Annotated in this window: 17 protein-coding genes; 6 read left to right on the top strand and 11 right to left on the bottom strand. The window is 66.0% G+C overall.

Features of this window, described 5'->3' with window-relative positions; all coding sequences use genetic code 11:
- Positions 1-5 precede the first annotated feature (5 nt).
- The 3 genes from ASE59_RS14400 to rpmI form a co-directional block, all read right to left on the bottom strand.
- Positions 6-320, bottom strand: a complete 315-nt coding sequence (locus ASE59_RS14400; protein WP_056457649.1) for a GIY-YIG nuclease family protein — start codon at positions 318-320, stop codon at positions 6-8.
- A 209-nt stretch (positions 321-529) separates the two neighbouring features.
- Positions 530-901: a 50S ribosomal protein L20 gene (gene rplT, locus ASE59_RS14395; RefSeq protein WP_055757215.1), complete on the bottom strand. Its 372-nt coding sequence runs from the start codon at positions 899-901 to the stop codon at positions 530-532.
- A 13-nt stretch (positions 902-914) separates the two neighbouring features.
- Positions 915-1,118 carry a 50S ribosomal protein L35 gene (rpmI, locus tag ASE59_RS14390; protein WP_056457646.1) on the bottom strand — a complete coding sequence of 68 codons (204 nt, stop codon included), beginning with the start codon at positions 1,116-1,118 and terminating at the stop codon, positions 915-917.
- 156 nt (positions 1,119-1,274) lie between these two features.
- Here rpmI and ASE59_RS14385 point away from each other — a divergent pair, with 156 nt between their 5' ends.
- A complete protein-coding gene (locus tag ASE59_RS14385) occupies positions 1,275-3,392 on the top strand; it encodes an AsmA family protein (RefSeq protein WP_056457639.1) in 2,118 nt (705 codons plus the stop codon).
- Between the two features lie 244 nt (positions 3,393-3,636).
- On the opposite strand, the gene ASE59_RS14380 is transcribed toward ASE59_RS14385, so the two are convergent.
- The 6 genes from ASE59_RS14380 to ASE59_RS14355 form a co-directional block, all read right to left on the bottom strand.
- Entirely contained in the window at positions 3,637-4,416 is a 780-nt protein-coding gene (locus tag ASE59_RS14380) for an SDR family oxidoreductase (protein ID WP_056457636.1), read from the bottom strand.
- A 10-nt stretch (positions 4,417-4,426) separates the two neighbouring features.
- Positions 4,427-5,194, bottom strand: a complete 768-nt coding sequence (locus ASE59_RS14375) for an ABC transporter permease (RefSeq protein WP_056457633.1) — start codon at positions 5,192-5,194, stop codon at positions 4,427-4,429.
- Positions 5,191-6,126 carry an ABC transporter ATP-binding protein gene (locus ASE59_RS14370; protein ID WP_056457631.1) on the bottom strand — a complete coding sequence of 312 codons (936 nt, stop codon included), beginning with the start codon at positions 6,124-6,126 and terminating at the stop codon, positions 5,191-5,193. Before ASE59_RS14370 ends, ASE59_RS14375 begins: the two co-directional genes overlap by 4 nt.
- A gap of 39 nt (positions 6,127-6,165) precedes the next feature.
- The gene (locus ASE59_RS14365) at positions 6,166-6,888 is read right to left on the bottom strand and encodes a DsbA family protein (RefSeq protein WP_235515791.1); all 723 of its coding nucleotides are present in this window, start codon (positions 6,886-6,888) and stop codon (positions 6,166-6,168) included.
- An 11-nt stretch (positions 6,889-6,899) separates the two neighbouring features.
- On the bottom strand, positions 6,900-8,255 hold the full coding sequence (locus tag ASE59_RS14360) for a M48 family metalloprotease (RefSeq protein ID WP_056457625.1): 1,356 nt from the start codon (positions 8,253-8,255) through the stop codon (positions 6,900-6,902).
- 71 nt (positions 8,256-8,326) lie between these two features.
- A complete protein-coding gene (locus tag ASE59_RS14355) occupies positions 8,327-8,788 on the bottom strand; it encodes a response regulator (RefSeq protein WP_235515790.1) in 462 nt (153 codons plus the stop codon).
- Between the two features lie 169 nt (positions 8,789-8,957).
- Between ASE59_RS14355 and ASE59_RS14350 the strand changes: the two genes are divergently transcribed.
- The 3 genes from ASE59_RS14350 (at position 8,958) to ASE59_RS14340 (ending at position 13,004) form a co-directional block, all read left to right on the top strand.
- Positions 8,958-10,088, top strand: a complete 1,131-nt coding sequence (locus ASE59_RS14350) for a phosphoserine transaminase (protein WP_056457619.1) — start codon at positions 8,958-8,960, stop codon at positions 10,086-10,088.
- 123 nt (positions 10,089-10,211) lie between these two features.
- A complete protein-coding gene (gene serA / locus ASE59_RS14345) occupies positions 10,212-11,789 on the top strand; it encodes a phosphoglycerate dehydrogenase (RefSeq protein ID WP_056457616.1) in 1,578 nt (525 codons plus the stop codon).
- Positions 11,790-11,900: 111 nt separating this feature from the next.
- On the top strand, positions 11,901-13,004 hold the full coding sequence (locus tag ASE59_RS14340; protein ID WP_056457613.1) for an ATP phosphoribosyltransferase regulatory subunit: 1,104 nt from the start codon (positions 11,901-11,903) through the stop codon (positions 13,002-13,004).
- A 35-nt stretch (positions 13,005-13,039) separates the two neighbouring features.
- Here ASE59_RS14340 and ASE59_RS14335 read toward each other — a convergent pair whose 3' ends face one another.
- The gene (locus tag ASE59_RS14335) at positions 13,040-13,549 is read right to left on the bottom strand and encodes a MucR family transcriptional regulator (RefSeq protein WP_056457611.1); all 510 of its coding nucleotides are present in this window, start codon (positions 13,547-13,549) and stop codon (positions 13,040-13,042) included.
- A 277-nt stretch (positions 13,550-13,826) separates the two neighbouring features.
- On the opposite strand from ASE59_RS14335, the gene ASE59_RS14330 reads away from it, so the two are divergent.
- On the top strand, positions 13,827-15,197 hold the full coding sequence (locus tag ASE59_RS14330; RefSeq protein WP_235515789.1) for a sensor histidine kinase: 1,371 nt from the start codon (positions 13,827-13,829) through the stop codon (positions 15,195-15,197).
- A 57-nt stretch (positions 15,198-15,254) separates the two neighbouring features.
- On the opposite strand, the gene ASE59_RS14325 is transcribed toward ASE59_RS14330, so the two are convergent.
- Positions 15,255-17,966: an Rne/Rng family ribonuclease gene (locus ASE59_RS14325; RefSeq protein WP_235515788.1), complete on the bottom strand. Its 2,712-nt coding sequence runs from the start codon at positions 17,964-17,966 to the stop codon at positions 15,255-15,257.
- A gap of 504 nt (positions 17,967-18,470) precedes the next feature.
- Here ASE59_RS14325 and ASE59_RS14320 point away from each other — a divergent pair.
- Entirely contained in the window at positions 18,471-19,715 is a 1,245-nt protein-coding gene (locus ASE59_RS14320) for an N-acetylmuramoyl-L-alanine amidase (protein ID WP_156360096.1), read from the top strand.
- Positions 19,716-19,874: the final 159 nt, after the last annotated feature.

Here is a 19,874-nt window from a genome sequence, read left to right as displayed (position 1 = left end):
AGGCTTTATTGCGGAACGATGGCGAAGCCTAGCCCCGTGGCGATGTCGGACCAGTGGGGGTTGGTGGTTTCGATCAACGTCAGTTTCCAGTTGCGCTGCCATTCCTTGATCCGCTTCTCGCGCTGGATGGCGGTTTCGATGCTGTCGTGTCTTTCGAACCAGACGAGGCGGGCGCAACGGTTGCGTCGGGAAAAGCCGTTGAACGTGCCGGCGCGATGCTGGTGCATGCGCTGGACGAGGTTGCTGGTAACACCGGTGTAGAGGGTGCCGTGGCGCCCACTCGCGACGATGTAGACGCAGGGCTCGCGAACGACCTTCATGCCTGCGATCCTATCACATCGTCATCCCGACGAAAGTCGGGATCCATGGACGGGGGTGGGGCTACTGGATCGCGCTGCTGGCAGCGTCGCGTGTCCATGGATCCCGGCCTTCGCCGGGATGACGATGGGGACAGTGAACAAACAACGAAAAACGCCGGCGGGTTACCCCACCGGCGCTTCTCATCCCTCAAACAGGAACCGCTCGCGGGTTACGCGGCGGCCTGTTCCGGCAGGGCGGCCTTCGCCTGCGCGACGATCGCCTTGAAGGCGGCTTCCTCGTGCATGGCGATATCGGCCAGGACCTTCCGGTCGAGTTCGATGCCGGCCAGCTTGCAGCCGTGCATGAACTGCGAATAGGTGATGCCTTCCGCGCGGACACCGGCGTTGATGCGCTGAATCCACAGACCACGGAAGGTCCGCTTCTTCACCTTGCGGTCGCGATAGGCGTACTGGCCGGCCTTTTCGACGGCCTGGCGCGCGATGCGGATCGTGTTCTTGCGACGGCCATAATAGCCCTTCGCCTGATCCAAAATCCGCTTGTGCTTCGCCTTGGTGGTCGTGCCGCGCTTGATGCGTGCCATGTCTCGTTACTCCTTAGCGAAGACCGTAGGGTGCCCATGCCTTGATGTGCGCGACATCGGCATCGGCGAGGACCGAGGTCCCCCGGTTCTGACGGATATACTTCGCGTTGTGCGAGATCAGGCGGTGGCGCTTGCCGGCGACGCCGTGCTTCACCTTGCCGGTGGCGGTGAACTTGAAGCGCTTCTTGACGCCGCTCTTGGTCTTGAGCTTGGGCATTTTGGTCTCCTCAAAAATCACGACGTGCGGATTGCCGCGGCAGCCCCAGATGGCCGGGCGAATCCCGAAAGGTCGTGGAAAGAGCGCGCCCCTAACCCGGATGGGCGCGGAACGCAACCACCGGAACTCGTTACGGCTGCGAACGGTTGAGCGGCGATGGCCGAAGTTTCCCTGACGAACGGCGCCGCAGACGCCTCCCGCGCCCGCAACTGGCGGCGGATCGCGCTCAGGACGCTGGTCGGCATGGTCGGGACGCTGTTCCTGGCGTGGCTGATCCTGTTCGTCACCAGGGGCCGGTTCCTGAAAGGAACGTTCGAACGGATCGCTTCCTCGCAAAGTGGCCGGACGGTGCGCGTGGCGGGCGACTTCCAGTTCTACTTCAATCCGATCGACCTCAAATTTTTGGCGCAAGGGCTGTCGGTATCGAACCCCGACTGGGCCGGCGGCGGCAATCTGTTCGAGGCGAGGAAGCTCGACAGCTCGACCGCGACGCTGACCTTCCTGTTCGGACGCCGCCGGGTCAACTGGCTCGAACTCGACGGTGCACGCGCCGATCTCCACTGGGACGCGGCACGCAAGCGCAACACTTGGACGTTTGGCGATCCGGACAAGCCGGGCAAGAAGCTCGAACTGCCGGTCGTGCGCAGTGGGATCTTCCGCGATACCCGCATCCGTTACCGCGACCCGCAATTCCTTCTCGACGGTACGTTCGACCTGGACACGACGATCAGCGAAGGCACGCAGTTCGCCAGCGCGATTCGCGCGACCGGACGCGGCACGGTGCGCGGCCGTTCGTTCCGCCTGACCGGGAAGCTGCAATCGCCCAACGCGACGATCCGCGGCGGGCAGAATCAACTGACCGCCCGGATCGAGGTCGCGCGATCGGTCGCGATCCTCGCCGGTACCCTGCCGGGGCCGACCGAACTCGACGGATCGAACCTCGCCGTCCGCCTGCGCGGGCGCAACCTGTCGGATGTATTCGCGGTGCTCGGCATCGTCACCCCCAATACCCGCCGCTATCGCCTGATCGGGCGGATGACCAAGGACGGGCCGGACTGGAAATTCACCCGGTTGAAGGGCGTATTCGGCGACAGCGATCTGGCCGGCAGCCTGACCGTGACCCAGCGCGAACCGCGCCTGCTGCTAACCGCAGACCTGACCTCGCGCACGCTCGACATCGTCGATATGTCGGCATTCGTCGGCTACGATCTCGAACGGGTCGAGGCGCAGGGCGCGGCCGGCGTGATCGAGCGCGAAGGCGGCGCCCCCCGCCTGCTCCCCGATGCCAGGCTCAACGTCGAGGCATTGCGCAATTTCGATGCGAAGGTCCGCTACAAGGTCGGTACGGTCCGTGCGCGCAGCCTGCCGGTGTCGAACGTCGACTTCACCCTCGACCTGAACGACCGGCTGCTCAAACTGTCGCCGCTGACCTTTGCGATGGCACGCGGCAATGTCGCGTCGGACGTGGTGATCGATGCACGGCGCCGCCCCGCCGTCACCGATTACGACATACGCCTGTCGCCGACGCCGATGGGGCGGCTGCTCGCCGGCTGGGGCGTCGAGGAAGCGGGCACGTCGGGTACGGTCAAGGCGCGGGTGAAGCTCACCGGCACCGGCGACACCGTGCACGATTCGCTCGGCAGTTCGAACGGCCGCATCGCGGTCATCCTGCCCGCCGGCAGCTTCTGGACGCGCAACGTGCAATTGTCCGAACTCGACCTTGGCACCTTTGCGCAAAAGATGTTCGAGGGGCGGTTGAAGGAACCGGTGCGGATCAATTGCGGGCTGATCGGCTTCACCGTGCGGAATGGCGTCGCGGCGGCCGACCCGATTCTGATCGATACGCAGAAGAACGTCATGATCGGGCGCGGCGGCTTCAGCTTCCGCAACGAATCGATCGACTTGGCCTTCCGCGCCGACTCCAAACGCTTCTCGCTGTTCGCCGGCCAGTCGCCGGTCGGCGTCGGCGGCTATTTCGCGGCGCCACGCTATTCGGTCATCAGCCCCGAACTGCTCGGCCGCGCCGGCGCCGGCCTCGGCCTTGCGGTGGTCGCCACGCCGCTCGCGGGCGTACTGGCGTTCGTCGATCCGGGCGATGCCAAGGGTGCGGCCTGCGGTCCGATCCTCGCCGGCGCGACCGCTCGGGCGCAGCGGACCAAGGATGGTGAGGTGCGGGATGACGTGGGGCGGGGTGCGACCGCCAAGGCCGAGAACGGCCGCTCGAACCGCGGCGAGCGTAAGGAGCAGCGGAAGAAGTTTCTCGGGATTTTTTGATTTTCACGCGAAGGCGCGAAGGCGCGAAGAGAAGGTAGATTTCGCGCAGAGGCGCGGAGGCGCAGAGAGGTTTCCTCGGCGGAGACGGGTCGCGTTCGGGAGACGGTTTCCTCCGTTGCAGCGAAGACTTGGAGCCGCTGTAGCGGCTGCCTTTGCCGGGAACGCAACGTCTCCGCGCCTCCGCGCCTCTGCGCGAAATCTACCTTCTAAACCTGCTTCGTGCCTTCGCGCCTTTGCGTGAAAATCACATAATCCCCGGAAACGCCCCGCCATCGATCAACAGGCTCTGCCCGGTAATAAACCCGGCCTTTTCCGAACAAAGGAACGCGCAGGCCGCGCCGAACTCGGCCGGATCGCCGATTCGCTTCGCCGGGATCGCCTCCGCCCGCTTCGCCTTTTCCTCAGCTGGGGTGGTGCCGTTCTTCTGCGCCGCCGCCTCGCTCATCGATGCGATCCGGGCGGTATCGAACGATCCGGGCAACAGGCCGTTGATCGTGACGTTCGATCCTACCACCGCCCGCGCGATCCCCGCCACGAAACCGGTCAGCCCGGCGCGCGCCCCGCTCGACAGGTCCAGCCCCGGCAGCGGCATCTTGACCGATCCGGAGGTGATGTTGATCACCCGTCCGAAGCCCCGGTCGACCATGCCCGGCAACACCGCCTGCAACAGCAGCGCCGGGGTCACGAAATTGCTCTCCAGCCCTGCACGGATGCCGTCGGCCTGCAATTCGGTATAGGGTTTGACCGGCGGCCCGCCATTATTGTTGACCAATATGTCAGGGTCGGGACAGGCGGCGAGCAAGGCGGCGCGCCCTTCCTCGGTCGACAGGTCGGCGACGACCTCTGTCACCGTCACCCCGGTTTCCTCGCGGATCGCCGCCGCCGTCGCCGCCAGCTTGGCGGCATCGCGGCCGTTGACGACGACATCGACCCCGGCCCGCGCCAGTTCCAGCGCGCAGGCGCGACCCAGCCCGGCGCTCGATGCGCATACGATCGCCTTGCGGCCGGCAATTCCCAGATCCATGCGAACTCCCTTATTTCTTCAGCCGCCAACCGGTGCGGAAGATCACCGCGATCACCGTGACGCAAATGCACAGGAACGTGAACGTCGCGCCGAGGCTCGCGGCCACCGAAACATCGCCCGCCCCGAAAAAGGTCCAGCGAAACCCGCTGATCAGATAGACGATCGGGTTGAATAGGCTGATCGTCCGCCAAATGCCGGGCAGCATGTCGATCGAATAGAAGGCCCCGCCCAGGAACGTCAGCGGCGTCACCACCAGCAGCGGAATGACCTGCAATTGTTCGAACCCCTTGGCCCATAGCCCGAGGATGAAGCCGAACAGGCAGAAGGTGACCGCGACCAGCAGAAGATAGCACAATGCCCAGAACGGGTGCGCTACTGCCACGTCGACGAACAGATGCGCCGTGGCGAAGATCACCAGTGCCACGATCACCGACTTGCTCGCCGCCGCACCGACATAGCCGACCAGCGTCTCCAGCGTCGAAACCGGTGCCGACAGCAATTCATAGATCGTCCCCGACCATTTCGGCATGAAGATGCCGAAACTGGCGTTGAAGATGCTTTCGGTCAGCATCGTCAGCATCATCAATCCGGGGACGATGAACGCGCCATAGGGCACGCCGCCGACCTCGTTCATCCGGCTGCCGATCGCGGTGCCGAACACCACGAAATACAGCGATGTGGTGATGACCGGCGTCGCCAGCGACGTCCACAGCGTCCGCCCGAACCGCGCCAGTTCGAAGCGATAGATGGCCAGCACGCCATGCCAGTTGAAGGTCATGCCCGGCTCTCCTGTTCATGCACCAGCCCGACGAAGATATCCTCGAGGCTCGACTGTTTCGTCGCGATATCCTTCCACGCGATCCCCGCTTCGTCGACGGCGCGCAGCAACGCGCGCACGCCGTTGTCGTCGGCATTGGCATCGAACGACAGTGTAAGTGCATGGCCTTCGTCGGACAGGGTCAGCGGCCAGCGCGACAGCGCGCCCGGCACCTCCGCAAGCGGTTCGGGCAGGGTCAGCGTCAGCGTCTTCTTGCCCAGCTTGCGCATCAACGCCGCCTTTTCATCGACCAGGATCAACCGCCCCTTGGCGATCACGCCGACCCGGTCGGCCATTTCCTCGGCCTCTTCGATATAATGGGTCGTCAGGATGATGGTGACGCCGCGTTCGCGCAGGTCATGGACCAGCCGCCACATGTCGCGGCGCAGCTCGACATCGACACCCGCGGTCGGTTCGTCGAGGAACAGGATGTCGGGTTCGTGGCTCAGCGCCTTGGCGATCATCACCCGGCGTTTCATGCCGCCCGACAATTCGGTCATCTTGGCATCGCGCTTGTCCCACAGCGTCAGGTCGCGCAGCAGCTTTTCGATGAACGCCGGATCGCCATGCCGCCCGAACAGCCGGCGCGAAAAGGTGACGGTCGCCATCACCGTCTCGAACGCGTCGGTCAGCAATTCCTGCGGCACCAGCCCGATCCTTGTCCGCGTCTCACGATAATCGCGCACCGTGTCGAACCCGGCGGCGGTGATCGTCCCAGCGCTGGGCGTAACGATGCCGCACACGATGCTGATCAGCGTCGTCTTGCCCGCCCCGTTCGGCCCCAGCAGCGCGAAGATCTCGCCCTTGCCGATATCGAGGTCGGTCGGCTGCAACGCGACCGTGCCGGACTTGTACGTCTTGGCGACGCCCCGGATCGAAAGAATGGTTTCCATGGAACGGCTTGTTCCATGGTTTGATGACGGAGAAAAGGCTCAGGCGGCCGGCGCCGTCTTTGCCTTGCGTGCTTCCGCCACCGCTGCCTGCAATGCCGGCAGCGTCTGTGCACCGCCCAGCACCTGATCGCCGACGACCCAGGACGGCGTGCCGCTGAAGCCGAGCCCGCTGGCGGTCTTCATATTGCGTTCGATCTCGCCCGCAATCTGCGGCGATGCGATCGCGGTGCGCGCTGCGGTCATGTCGAGTCCCGCGGTCCGCGCCGCGGCCTCGATCGATCCGGTATCGACCCGTCCCGCGGCATAGAGCGCATCGTGGAACGGCTTGAACTTCCCCTGCTGCGCCGCTGCCAGCGCCCATTCGGCGGCGGTGCGGCTGTCGCGCGACAGGATCGGCAACTCGCGATAGACGATGCGGACGTTCGGGTCGCTCGCGATCAGCCCGGTGATCGCGGGCAGGCTGGCGCGGCAGAAGCCGCAGGCATAATCGAGATAGGCGACGACACTGACATCACCGTTCGGATTGCCGGCGACCGCGCCGGGAAAGGGTTCGACGATCGCCGCGCGGTTGGCGGCGACGGCCTTGCCCGCTTCCTTCGCCTGCAACCGCCGCATCGCTTCGGGCAGGATCTCGGGATTGGCGAGGATATAGTCGCGCACCACGGTCCCGGTCGCCGTCCGGTCGGTCGTCACGCGCTGCGCGACGATCGCGCCGCCTGCTCCGGCAAGCGCTGCCGCAGCCAGCATCGCGATATTGCCCATCCGCCCCATGGTCAGCCCCGCCGCCTGCGATTGCGCTTGTCTTCCTCGAGAGCAGTCTGCGACGTCATTTGAATATCCTGTGCCCGAATCCAGTCGCTAGAACCCTGCGGCAACAGGCCCATCGCCCGCCGCGCGCTGGCCAGCGCCATGCCATTGTCGCCGATCAGCGACGTATATTCCGCCATCGCCAACGCGACGCGAGCCAGGTCACCGCGCCGTTCGTACAGGATGCTCAACTGATACCAGGCGAACGGGTTCTGGTTGTCGCGCGCGACTGCCTGTTTCAGCACGCGTTCCGCTTCGTTCAGCAGCGCCGGGTCCTCCGTCGCGATCAACGCGTGGCCGAAACTCGCGGCGATCAACGGCGACGACCGCGTTTGCTCGGTCGCCTCGCGCAGCGCCGACAATGCTTCCTTGGGCTTGCCCGATTCGAGCAGGATCTGCCCTTCGAGTTCGAGGAAATAGGGGTCGTCGGGCGCCGATTTGACCAGCGCCAGCGTCTCGTCCGCCGCCTGCTCGGGATATCCCGATTTGTGATAGGCATAGGCGCGCGCATAATGGGCATAGACGCTCTGGTCGCTGGCCGGATAGCGGCGCAGCGTATCCTTGGGATCGCTGACATAGCCGCGCAGCTTCGCCTGCACGCGCTTGAACCGGACTTCCAGCACCGGATCGGTCTGGTTCTTGAACGACGCCGCCGACTGCACGTCCTGCGTCAGATTGGCGATGCGCTCGCCGCTCAAGGGGTGGGTGCGCTGGTAGCTGTTGTCCTGCGGGATGGCGAGGCGATATTCCATGTTCTGGAGCTTCTTGAAGAAGTCCAGCATCCCCTGGCCCGAGATATCGGCGCCGCGCAGGAAGCGCGTGCCGGCGGCGTCGGCGGCGCTTTCCTGCGTCCGGCTGAACGCCAGATAGCTGCTCATCGCCGCCTGCTGTCCGGCCGCCAGGATGCCCGCACCCGCTTCGCCTGCGCCCGCCGCCATCGCCGCAACGCCCAGCAACAGGCTGAGGACGGTGATGCCGGTCGCCGGCGCCATGCCGCGCCCGGCCAGGGGCACGTGTCCGCCGACGATATGGCCGATTTCATGGGCGATGACGCCCTGCACCTCGTTCGCATCATCGGCGGCGTCGATCAGGCCCGAATGGATATACACCGTCTGCCCGCCCGCGACGAAGGCGTTGATCGACTTGTCCTGCAACAGCACGACGTTGAAGTTGCGCGGGTCGAGGCCCGCCGCAACCGCGATCGGCCGCGACATGTCGTTCAGCAGCGCCTCGGTCTCGGCATCGCGCAGCAATGACTGCGCGGCGGCCGGCTGTACGAACAGGAGAATGGCGGCAGCGATGCCGCCCAGCGCGCGCTTCATGAACGTCCTTATCGGCCATCGGCCGGACACGGGTCAACGCCGCGTGTGGCCGGGTCGCGCTGAACCGTGGCTTAAGCGGTCGCGCGCAGTTCGGGCGGGGAACCGAACAGCTTGATGCCGAGCGGCGGTTCGGACAAGTCGCCGCCGCGTGCGCGCACCGCGAAATCGACGATCCGCCCGACCGAATCATACCCGCACGGTTTCGACACGACACCTAGCGCGCCGTCGACGCCGTCGTTCAGCAGATTGGGGTTGGCGGTCAGGAAGATCACCGTCGTACCATAATTAAGCCCGAGCATCCGGCCGATCATCGGCCCGGTCGGTCCGTCGCGCAGATTGCAATCGACCAGCGCGACATCAGGTCGCGCGACTGCCAACTCCATCGCCTTCGACATGTCGGGCGCAATGCCTACCGGCCGATAGCCATGTTCTTCCAACGACGCTTCCAGGTCGAACGCGACCAGCATTTCGTCCTCGACGATCAGGACGGTAGGCGAGGAAAGGTACGCTTCGGACATATCAATGGGTGGCAACGCCGCAAGGTCGCATCCGGTTCCGTTTCCCTGATGATGGCAATGATCGTGCGCCTGACGGTCGATACTCGCAACAACATGGGTTGTATCGCGGTGACGCCGCCGCTAATGGCCGCGGCGGGCCACGCTGTCCCAACGCAGCGCGTGCTCTCTGTGAGGAGAGACTGACATGACTGATCTTCCGCCTAAGCCGGCTACCACTCCCGCTCGCCCGTATTTTTCGTCCGGGCCTTGCGCCAAGCCGCCGGGCTGGTCCGCCGACCGCCTCAACCCCGTCAGCCTCGGCCGGTCGCACCGTTCGAAGATCGGCAAGCAGCGTCTGCAATATTGCATCGATCTGATGCGCGAATTGCTGAAGCTTCCCGACACCCATCGCATCGGCATTGTCCCCGGTTCGGATACCGGCGCGTTCGAAATGGCGATGTGGACGATGCTGGGCGCCCGCCCCGTCACCGCGCTCGCCTGGGAAAGTTTCGGCGAAGGTTGGGTGACCGATGCGGTCAAGCAGCTCAAGATCGATCCGACTGTCGTGCGCGCCGAGTACGGCCAGCTGCCCGACCTGAACGCGATCGACTGGACCCACGACGTCCTGTTCACCTGGAACGGTACCACGTCGGGCGTCCGCGTCCCCAACGCTGATTTCATCCCGGGCGAGCGCCAGGGGCTGTCCTTCGCCGACGCGACCTCTGGCGTGTTCGCCTATGACATCGACTGGGCCAAGATCGACGTCGCGACGTTCAGCTGGCAGAAGGTGCTGGGCGGCGAGGGCGCGCATGGCGTGCTGATCCTCGGCCCGCGCGCCGTCGAACGCCTTGAAACCTACACCCCCGCCTGGCCGCTGCCCAAGGTCTTCCGCCTGGTGTCGAAGGGCAAGCTGACCGAAGGCATCTTCAAGGGCGAGACGATCAACACCCCGTCGATGCTGGCGGTCGAGGATGCGATCTTCAGCCTCGAATGGGGCAAGTCGCTGGGCGAAAACGGCCTGATCGCGCGCAGCGACGCCAATGCCGCCGCGCTCGACAAGATCGTCGAGGAACGGGACTGGCTCGGCCATCTCGCCGCCGATCCGGCGACCCGGTCGAAGACCAGCGTCTGCCTGACCGTCGAAGGGGCCGACGAGGCGCTCATCAAGAAGATGGCCGCGCTGCTCGAAGCAGAAGGTGCTGCCTATGACGTCGCGGGATATCGCGACGCGCCGGCGGGCCTGCGCATCTGGTGCGGCGCGACCGTCGATACCGCCGATATCGAGACGCTCGGGCCGTGGCTCGACTGGGCCTACGCCACGGCGAAAGCGGCCTAAAGCCCTCTCCCCTTCAGGGGAGAGGGTTGGGAGAGGGGCTGTCACGCCACCTCTCCGCCCGCTCCCCGTCTTCCCCTCTCCCCGGCCCTCTCCCCTGAAGGGGAGAGGGAGAAGGAACACGACATGCCCAAGGTACTGATTTCCGACAAAATGGACCCGAAGGCCGCCCAGATCTTCCGCGAACGCGGGGTCGAGGTGGACGAGATCACCGGCAAGACGCCCGAGGAACTGATCGCGATCATCGGCGACTATGACGGCCTCGCCATCCGCTCGTCGACCAAGGTGACCAAGGCGATCCTCGACGCTGCCAAGAACCTGAAGGTCGTCGGCCGCGCCGGCATCGGCGTCGACAATGTCGACATCCCCGCCGCCTCGGCTGCCGGCGTCGTCGTGATGAACACCCCGTTCGGCAACTCGATCACCACCGCCGAACACGCCATCGCACTGATGTTCGCGCTCGCCCGCCAACTGCCCGAGGCTGATGCCTCGACCCAGGCGGGCAAGTGGGAAAAGAACCGCTTCATGGGCGTCGAGCTGACCGGCAAGACGCTGGGCCTGATCGGTGCGGGCAACATCGGCTCGATCGTCGCCGACCGTGCGCAGGGCCTGAAGATGAAGGTCGTCGCCTTCGATCCGTTCCTGTCGCCCGAGCGTGCGATCGAGATCGGTGTGGAAAAGGTCGAGCTCGACCAGCTGCTGGCGCGTGCCGACTTCATCACGCTGCACACCCCGCTGACCGACCAGACCCGCAACATCCTGTCGGCGGAAAATCTGGCGAAGACCAAGAAGGGCGTGCGGATCATCAACTGCGCGCGCGGCGGCCTGATCGACGAGGTTGCGCTCAAGGCAGCGCTCGACAGCGGCCATGTCGCGGGCGCGGCGCTCGACGTGTTTGTGCAGGAGCCGGCGAAGGAGTCGCCGTTGTTCAACACGCCGAACTTCATCTCGACCCCGCATCTGGGCGCGTCGACCAGCGAGGCGCAGGTGAACGTCGCGATCCAGGTCGCCGAGCAGATGGCCGACTTCCTCGTGTCGGGCGGCGTGACCAACGCGCTGAACATGCCGTCGCTGTCAGCCGAAGAGGCACCGCGCCTGAAGCCGTACATGGCGCTCGCCGAAAAGCTCGGCAGCCTGGTCGGGCAGCTGACCACCGGCGTCATCGCCCGCGTGTCGGTGCATAGCGAAGGTGCCGCCGCCGAACTGAACCAGAAGCCGATCGTCGGTGCGGTGCTGGCCGGGTTCCTGCGCGTCCAGTCGGACACGGTGAACATGGTCAACGCACCCTTCCTTGCCAAGGAACGTGGCATCGAAGTGCGCGAAGTCCGTAACGACCGTGAAGGCGATTACCACACGCTGATCCGCGTCAGCCTGAAGACCGAAGCCGGGGAACGCTCGGTCGCCGGCACCTTGTTCGGCAACGCCCAGCCGCGTCTGGTCGAACTGTTCGGCATCAAGGTCGAGGCCGATCTGGCCGGCCACATGCTCTATGTCGTCAACGAAGACGCGCCGGGCTTTATCGGCCGCATCGGTACGACGCTGGGCGAAGCGGGCGTGAACATCGGTACCTTCCACCTCGGCCGGCGCGATACTGGCGGCGAAGCGGTGGTGCTGCTCTCGGTCGACGAAGCCGTCACGCCCGAACTGGTGGCGAAGGTCCGCGCGCTTCCGGGCGTCAAGACGGTCATGCCGCTCAAGTTCTGATCGGCTTGCACGGATATGGGCGAACGGGCTGTCGGAGCGATCCGGCAGCCCGTTCGTGCTTCGGGCGCGGTGACGGTTTCACCGCGTCGCGACTCGCGCTAGGGGAACGCCATGAACGATACCGGCCTCCTGCCCGAAGGGTTTCACGACCGCCTGCCCCCCGCCGCCGATGGCCTGCGCCGTTTCGAAGGGGCGGTGCTGGGCGTCGCGCATGGCTATGGCTATGAGCAGGTCGACCCGCCCCTCGCCGAGTTCGAGGCGGGGCTGGCCGGGCGGCTGAAGGGTACGGCGGCGACCGATGCGGTGCGCTTCGTCGATCCGGTCAGCCAGCGGACGCTGGCGATCCGTCCCGACATCACCGCACAGGTCGCGCGGATCGCGGCGACGCGCATGGGCCACCACCCGCGCCCGGTGCGACTCTCCTATGCCGGGCCGGTGCTGAAACTGCGCGCGGGCGAACTCGCCCCCCGCCGGGCGTCACGGCAGATGGGGGCCGAGCTGATCGGGCTCGACAGCGTGGGCGCGGCGATCGAGATCGTGACCGTGGCGGTCGAGGCGCTGGCGGCGGCAGGCGTCACGGGCATCTCGATCGACTTCACCCTGCCCGATCTGGTCGCGACGCTGGCCGGCGATCCGCCGGGGCCGCAGCATGATGCCTTGATTGCGGCGCTGGACGCCAAGGATGCCGGGCGCGTCGCGGCGATCGATCCGGCCTATCTGCCGCTGGTCGAGGCGGCCGGGCCGTTCGATCCGGCCCTTGCGCGGCTCCGTGCAACCGATCAGGCCGGACGGCTCACGTCGCGGCTCGACGCGATCGAGGCGGTGGCGGCGACGCTGCGGGGCCGGGTGGCGGTGACGCTCGATCCGACCGAGCGGCACGGCTTCGAATATCAGAGCTGGCTGGGTTTCTCGCTGTTTGCACACGGCGTGCTGGGCGAGATCGGCCGCGGTGGCAGCTATACGGTGTGCCATGTCGATGGCCGCGAGGAGCCGGCGGTCGGCTTCTCGCTCTACGCCGATGCGCTGCTCGACGCCGGGCTGGGTGCCAAGGACCGTCGGCGGCTGTTCCTGCCGCTAGGTACCGATCCGGCGGACGCGGCACGGCTGCGCGGTGAGGGCTGGGTGACGGTCGCGGCGCTGGAGGCGGACGATACGCCCGAAGCGCAGCTATGCACGCATCGCTGGGCGGACGGCACGGTCATTCCGCTCGCATAGGAAAAGGGGCGGCACGCTGGCCGCCCCGATCCGGTTTATTCGGCAGCCTTGGGCTTGCGGCCGCGACGGCGCGGCGCGTCGCCGGCTTCGCTTTCGACAGCGGCTTCTTCCGTATCGCTACCGCGTGCCTTGCGGCCGAGGCCGATGCGCTTGGCCATGTCACGACGGCTCTGCGAATAGGTTTCGGCGACCATCGGATAGTCGGGACGCAGGCCGTACCGCTCGCGATAGGTTTCGGGGGTCAGGCCGTGGCCGGCAAGATGACGGCGCAGCGTCTTGTACGGCTTGCCGTCGATCATCGAAATGATGTGGTCCTTCGACGCCAGCGACTTGCGCACCGACACGGCGGCGACATGTTCCTGCTGCGGCGCGGCCTCTTCCTGCTCGACGCTGCCCGACGCCAGACCCAGAACCGTCGCGTGCATCGTTTGCAGGAACGTCGGAACATCCTCTGCGGCGACGCGGTTGTTGCTGTTGTTCAACCAGGCGATGGTCAGTTCGGTCGCTAGTTCGATCGCGTTCAGTTCGGATCCGTCTTCGGACATGGAGTTCTCCTTTTCTGGCTCGGCCTTTGCGTTGCGTGAACCGTCAGGTCAATAGGTCCGATCTGGTGCAAAGATAGATTTCGACCGATTATGAGAAATATTTCGACTCTTTCAACCCGTCGTCACCAATTGTTTATCCCATGTTGATCTGAAATACCGGGTCGGGTTGGTATCCAAAATCGAGACGGCGAACATTAGCCTTCGATGGTATCGGTCCTGAAAATGGTCGCAGGACGATGTTGCAGCGCAGAAGCGGGAAGGCAAAGGATTAATGGACGTGCCGGTTTCGGACCCTAACGATCCCGTATGGCAGGAAATCGCCGAAAGGATGCCGGTACTGGCATGGATCGCCGATCGCGACGGGCAGCTCCTGTGGGGCAATCGCCGCTGGTACGAAGAGATCGACATGGTATCGATCGGTGATCTTTGGACGAAGTCGCTGCCGGCGGAAATACGGGATGCGGCGATGACGACCTGGGCCACAGGTACGGCCAGCGGTGGTGCCTTCACTCTGTCTATCGAATGCGGCAGCACCCGCGACGGCGCGACCCGCTGCGTCGTGACGCCCGCTGCACCTGACATGCAAGGTCGTTTCCGCTGGTTCGCCATCGCCGGCGACAATGCGGGGCAACGTCGTGCGGAGAGTACACAGTTCGCCACCCAGGCCGAACTCGACACGCTGACCAACGCCATGCCGCAAATGGTGTGGGCAACGCGGCCGGACGGCTATCACGACTATTACAATGCCCAATGGTATCGCTTCACCGGCATGCCCGCCGGATCGACCGATGGGGAGGAATGGAACGGTATGTTTCATCCCGACGACCAGGAGCGGGCCTGGGGCAAATGGCGGCACAGCCTGGCCACCGGCGAAGCGTACGAGATCGAATATCGGCTGCGCCATCGCAGCGGCGGATATCGCTGGGTGCTGGGGCGGGCGTTGCCGGTGCGCGATGGCGCCGGCCAGATCGTCCGCTGGATAGGCACCTGTACCGATATCGATTCGTCGAAGCGCGCCGCCGAACAGAATGATATTCTCAGCCGCGAACTCAGCCACCGCATCAAGAATATCTTTGCGATCATCACCGGGCTAATCCGCATGTCGGCGCGGCGGATACCGGCCGTGCGGGGCTTCGCCGACGATCTGGCCGCGCGCGTTGCCGCACTCGGGGCGGCGCACGACCTCGCCCGCCCGCACAGCGAAGTGTCGCGCCCCGTGGTGGGGGAGGCGACGTTGCACCACGTCCTGCGCGAACTCCTGTCGCCATATGCGGAGGTTCAATGGCAGGTGACCGGCGATGACGTGGCGATCGACGATCGCGGGGCGACGCCGGTTGCGCTGCTGTTCCACGAACTGGCGACCAACGCCGCCAAATATGGCGCGCTGTCGACTGCCGATGGCCGGGTCGCGATTCATACGACCTGTCGTGGCAACGACCTGACCGTCGATTGGCGAGAACAGGGTGGTCCGACGATCGATCGCGCGCCCGATACGGTGGGCTTCGGAACTCGGCTGGCGACGCTTAGCATCGAACAGCAACTGGCGGGCACCATCGCCCGCGACTGGCAGCGCGAAGGGTTGGCGGTGCGGGTCGAGGTCGCCTGCGACGCGCTGGTGCGCGAGCCACGGACCGAGGCCGCCGACTGACACGAAAAGGGCGACCCGTCAGGGCCGCCCTCTCGTTCGTGGCACGGATCGTCGCGATCAGTTGCCGAAGGTGCGCTGCCACCAGCCGCGACGCGGCGTCTGGTTCTCGTCATCGGCCGATGCCTCTTCCGCAGCGGCCGGTTCTTCGGCGACCGGTTCGGCAGCGACCGGTTCCGGTGCCGGAGCAGCTTCGGCCGGCTCCGCCTCGGGCGCTTCGGTCGCCTTGCGACGCGGCGCACGGCGCTTCTTGGGCGCAGGCTCCGCCTCGGCCTCGACCGGTGCTTCCTCGGCCGGGGCCGGCTCGGCATCGGCCTTGCGGCGGCGCGTCCGCTTCGGCTTGGGCACTTCGGCGACCGGCTCGGCTTCGACCGCAGGCGTCTCGACCGGTTCGGGCGTGACGACCGGCACGGCGTCGCCGGCCTCGACGGTCACCGGTTCGGCCGGCGCAGCGTCGGCAACCGCCTCGACCTTGGCACGGGCGCTCGGGCGACGACGCGTCCGCTTGGGGGCCGGCGTCGGTTCGGCTTCGACCACTTCCGGTTCCGCCGCAGCGGGTTCCTCGGCTACGACCGGCTCGGCGGCATCGTCCTCGGCCGGCAGATCGGCGACCGTGCCGGCACCGTCGGCGGCATCGAACGCACCCTCGCCCCGGCGACCGCCGCGACGGCCGCGCCGACGACGCTTGCGCCGGCTGCCGTCATCGGCGGTTTCGGCTTCGGGAGCGGCATCGTCCGCGCCGTCACCTTCGCCGGTTTCGGCTTCGACTGCGTCTTCACCGTCCACGTCGCTGTCGGCATCGTCGCCGGCGTCGCCCTCGACTTCGCCTTCCTCGCGGTTGCGACCGCGACGGCCGCGACGGCGGCGGCGGCGCTTGCCACGACCTTCACCCTCGTCGTCGCCCCGTGCCGGACGCGCGGTTTCCTCGACCGCTTCGTCCTCGACCTCGTCGTCGATCTCGTCCTCGATATCGTCATAGGCATCGTCTTCGTCGTCGATGACGACCAGCGGCTCGATCTTCGGCGGATGTGCGGGCGGCGGGCCGGATGCTTCGACCGCCATGCGCGCGCCCTCGATCTCGGCATCGGGCACGATCTCGACGGTTACGCCATAGCGATCCTCGACCTCGGCGATATCGGCACGCTTCTTGTTGAGGACATAGAAGGCCGCTTCCTGGCTGGCGCGCAGCACGATCAGCGATCCGCGACCGCGCGCCGCCTCGTCCTCGATCAGGCGCAGCGCCGACAGCCCCGCCGACGAAGCGGTGCGGACCAGGCCGGTGCCCTCGCAATGCGGGCACTGGCGGGTCGATGCCTCGAGTACACCGGTGCGCAGCCGCTGGCGGCTCATTTCCATCAGGCCGAAGGCGGAGATGCGGCCGACCTGGATCCGGGCGCGATCGTTCTTCAACGCCTCCTTCATCGCCTTCTCGACCTTACGGACGTTCGATCCGTGATCCATGTCGATGAAGTCGATGACAACCAGACCGGCCATGTCGCGCAGCCGCAGCTGCCGCGCGATTTCCTGCGCCGCTTCGAGGTTGGTCGCAGTCGCCGTCTGTTCGATATTATGTTCGCGGGTCGAACGCCCCGAGTTGATGTCGATCGACACCAAAGCCTCGGTCGGGTTGATGACCAGATAGCCGCCCGATTTCAGCTGCACGACCGGATTGTACATCGCGGCCAGCTGATCCTCGACATGCGCGCGCTGGAACAGCGGCACGGCGTCGGCATATTGCTTCACCCGCCGGGCATGGGCCGGCATCAGCAGCCGCATATAGTCCTTGGCGTGGCGGAAGCCGTCCTCGCCCTCGACGATTACCTCGTCGATATCCTTGTTGTAGATATCGCGGATCGCGCGCTTGATGAGGTCGCTGTCGCCATAGACCAACGCCGGCGCCGACGAGGTCAGCGTTTGGTCGCGAATCCCGTCCCACAGCCGGGCGAGATAATCGAAGTCGCGCTTTATCTCTTGGCGTGAGCGCTGGAGCCCGGCGGTGCGGACGATGCAGCCCATCGACGCCGGCAGCGTCAGTTCGGCCATGATCGACTTCAACCGCTTGCGATCGGCGGCCGAGCTGATCTTGCGCGAAATGCCGCCGCCATGCGCGGTGTTCGGCATCAGCACGCAATAGCGGCCGGCGAGCGACAGATAGGTGGTCAGCGCCGCGCCCTTGTTGCCGCGCTCTTCCTTGACGACCTGTACCAACAGCACCTGCCGGCGGCGGATGACGTCCTGGATCTTGTAGCGGCGACGCAGGTTCAGCCGGCGCTGGCGCAGCGCCTCGACCGCGGCATCGTCGCCGCCACCCTTGCGGCGGCGCGGGGCGGGGGCGTCCTCGCCCTCTTCGTCGTCGTGATGATCGTCGTCCTCGTCACGCTCGACGACTTCGACACCGCCCTCGGCATCGTCGTCATGATCGTGATCGTCGTAATCGACATCGTCGTCATGCTCGCCGGCGCGCAGCGCGGCCTCCTCGGCGGCATGCTCGGCTTCTTCGGCCAGCAGCGCGTCGCGGTCTTCCTTCGGTATCTGGTAATAATCGGGGTGGATTTCGGAAAAGGCGAGGAAGCCGTGGCGATTGCCGCCGTAATCGACGAACGCCGCCTGCAGCGACGGTTCGACCCGCGTCACCTTGGCGAGATAGATATTGCCCTTGAGCTGCTTGCGCTCGGCCGATTCGAAATCGAATTCCTCGATCCGGTTACCCTTGACGACGGCGACCCGGGTTTCCTCCCGGTGGCGAGCGTCGATCAACATCCGCGTGGTCATGATAGTGTCTCCGGGCGCGCGGGACGGCTGTGCCAGTCGGCGCGCCTAAACGCGCGGCGGGGCCTGTGCCCGGTGCCTGCGCGCGATTGCTGGGATATGCGTCTGCTCGTACGGGCAGTCCGGGAATTTCCGGGCGGACAACCGTCGCCCCGACGCCGGCCGCGACAGCGGCACAGGCGGTACGGGACGGAACTTGCCACATGCGAACATCAACCTGAATAAATCCCGCAGGCGGTTGCGCGCGGGATGTCGCATCGGTTCCGCTGGGACAGGCCCGGGACCGACGTGACATAGGCGTAGCATTCGCCATCGTGAACGGCAACAGCGCGACCATGCTTCCTTACACGGTACTCTTGGCCAGTGTTTTAGGTTAAATTAAGCTTTACCATGATTATTAGAACCCGGTTGTTGGCGGAGTCGCTACGACACGGGTTCCTGAAAAGGAGGAAGAGGCGCGTCGTCATGGCTTTGCGCTGGACCAGCTTTGGTAAGGGACGCTGCGGGATGCGGCACGCGCTCGCGCTGACCCTGGCCTGCGCGACGTTCGCGTCGCCGGCCAGCGCCCAGCGCATCGACGCGGTCGAGGCGGGCAGCGACCGGATCGTCCTGCGCTTCGACGCGCCGGCAATCGGCGCCAGCAGCTTCGCGATGGCCGGACCCGATCGCATCGTCGTCGACCTCGACGGCATCCGCCCCGGTGGCCGCAGCGAAGCGGGCGGCGCGATCCGGGCGGTACGACAGGGCGTACGCGGCGATGGCGGCAGCCGGATCGTGCTCGACCTGGCCGAATCGACGATGGTCACCGGCGGCAGCTTTGCCGATGGCGGCCGTCGCCTGACGCTCGACCTGCGCCCGGTGAATGCGCAGCGTTTCGCACGCGCCGCCGTTGCGGGGCGGATGCGGTTCCAGCCACCGCCGGTGATCGGCGCGATCGTCCCTGCTTCCTCGTCGGCGGCGATGGTCGTCGACCGGCGACAGCGTGCCACCGCCAGCGTGCCGGTACCGGTCGCGCGCCTGCGACGGGGCCTGCCCCTGCCGCGGGTGGACGGTGAAGCCGACCGGCCGCTGGTCGTGATCGATGCTGGCCATGGCGGGCATGATCCCGGCGCGATCTCTTCGCATGGCGGGCTGCGGGAGAAGGATCTGACGCTCAAGACCGCGCGCGCGATTCGCGATGCGCTGCTCGCCGGTGGCCGGGTCCGCGTCGCCATGACCCGCGACCGCGACCAGTTTCTGGTGTTGCAGGAACGCTATGCCATCGCCCGGCGCTTGGGGGCCAGCCTGTTCATCTCGGTCCATTGCGACAGCGCCGACAACCCCGATGCCAGCGGTGCCAGCATTTACACCCTGTCCGAAGTCGCATCCGACCGCGAAGCTGCGCGCCTCGCCGCGCGCGAGAACAAGGCCGATATTCTCGCCGGTGTCGATCTCGGCCGGCAATCGGCCGACATTTCCTCGATCCTGATCGACCTGACCCAGCGCGAGACGATGAACGAATCGGCCGGCTTCGCCCGGTTGCTTGGCCGTGAGGCGAAGGGTGTGATCCCGCTCAAGTCCAACTATCACCGCATGGCGTCGCTGATGGTGCTGAAGGCGCCCGACCTGCCGTCGATCCTGTTCGAAACTGGCTATCTGTCGAACGAGGCCGATGCGAAGCGGCTCGATTCGGTCGACGGTCGCAAGGCGATTGCGAAGAGCGTGACGCAGGCGGTCGAAATCCACTTCGCCCGGCGCATGGCGGCGCGGTGAACGCGACCGGCTGACCACACTCGGCCGGGTTCCTGCGCGGGCGAGACCTCTGCAAATACCTGCGCTGCACCACATACTCGCCGTACCCCCGCGCAGGCGGGACTGTTTACACCGGCAGCATTTTGGATTCTTGTCTGTTCCCGAGGGTTGAGACAGGGA

This window comes from Sphingomonas sp. Leaf10, assembly GCF_001421245.1.
In the GTDB taxonomy this organism is placed as follows: Bacteria; Pseudomonadota; Alphaproteobacteria; order Sphingomonadales; family Sphingomonadaceae; genus Sphingomonas.
Note: the sequence above shows the minus strand (reverse complement) of the source record. Positions and strands in the feature narration are given on the sequence as shown.

Coding starts and splice junctions, on each gene's coding strand:
- ASE59_RS14365 (WP_235515791.1), bottom strand. CDS start 6,888: ATGGGCAATATCGCGATGCTGGCTGCGGCAGCGCTTGCCGGAGCAGGC.
- serA (WP_056457616.1), top strand. CDS start 10,212: ATGCCCAAGGTACTGATTTCCGACAAAATGGACCCGAAGGCCGCCCAG.
- ASE59_RS14385 (WP_056457639.1), top strand. CDS start 1,275: ATGGCCGAAGTTTCCCTGACGAACGGCGCCGCAGACGCCTCCCGCGCC.
- ASE59_RS14325 (WP_235515788.1), bottom strand. CDS start 17,966: ATGACCACGCGGATGTTGATCGACGCTCGCCACCGGGAGGAAACCCGG.
- ASE59_RS14380 (WP_056457636.1), bottom strand. CDS start 4,416: ATGGATCTGGGAATTGCCGGCCGCAAGGCGATCGTATGCGCATCGAGC.
- ASE59_RS14320 (WP_156360096.1), top strand. CDS start 18,471: ATGCGGCACGCGCTCGCGCTGACCCTGGCCTGCGCGACGTTCGCGTCG.
- ASE59_RS14400 (WP_056457649.1), bottom strand. CDS start 320: ATGAAGGTCGTTCGCGAGCCCTGCGTCTACATCGTCGCGAGTGGGCGC.
- ASE59_RS14350 (WP_056457619.1), top strand. CDS start 8,958: ATGACTGATCTTCCGCCTAAGCCGGCTACCACTCCCGCTCGCCCGTAT.
- ASE59_RS14340 (WP_056457613.1), top strand. CDS start 11,901: ATGAACGATACCGGCCTCCTGCCCGAAGGGTTTCACGACCGCCTGCCC.
- ASE59_RS14335 (WP_056457611.1), bottom strand. CDS start 13,549: ATGTCCGAAGACGGATCCGAACTGAACGCGATCGAACTAGCGACCGAA.
- ASE59_RS14370 (WP_056457631.1), bottom strand. CDS start 6,126: ATGGAAACCATTCTTTCGATCCGGGGCGTCGCCAAGACGTACAAGTCC.
- rplT (WP_055757215.1), bottom strand. CDS start 901: ATGGCACGCATCAAGCGCGGCACGACCACCAAGGCGAAGCACAAGCGG.
- ASE59_RS14375 (WP_056457633.1), bottom strand. CDS start 5,194: ATGACCTTCAACTGGCATGGCGTGCTGGCCATCTATCGCTTCGAACTG.
- ASE59_RS14360 (WP_056457625.1), bottom strand. CDS start 8,255: ATGAAGCGCGCGCTGGGCGGCATCGCTGCCGCCATTCTCCTGTTCGTA.
- rpmI (WP_056457646.1), bottom strand. CDS start 1,118: ATGCCCAAGCTCAAGACCAAGAGCGGCGTCAAGAAGCGCTTCAAGTTC.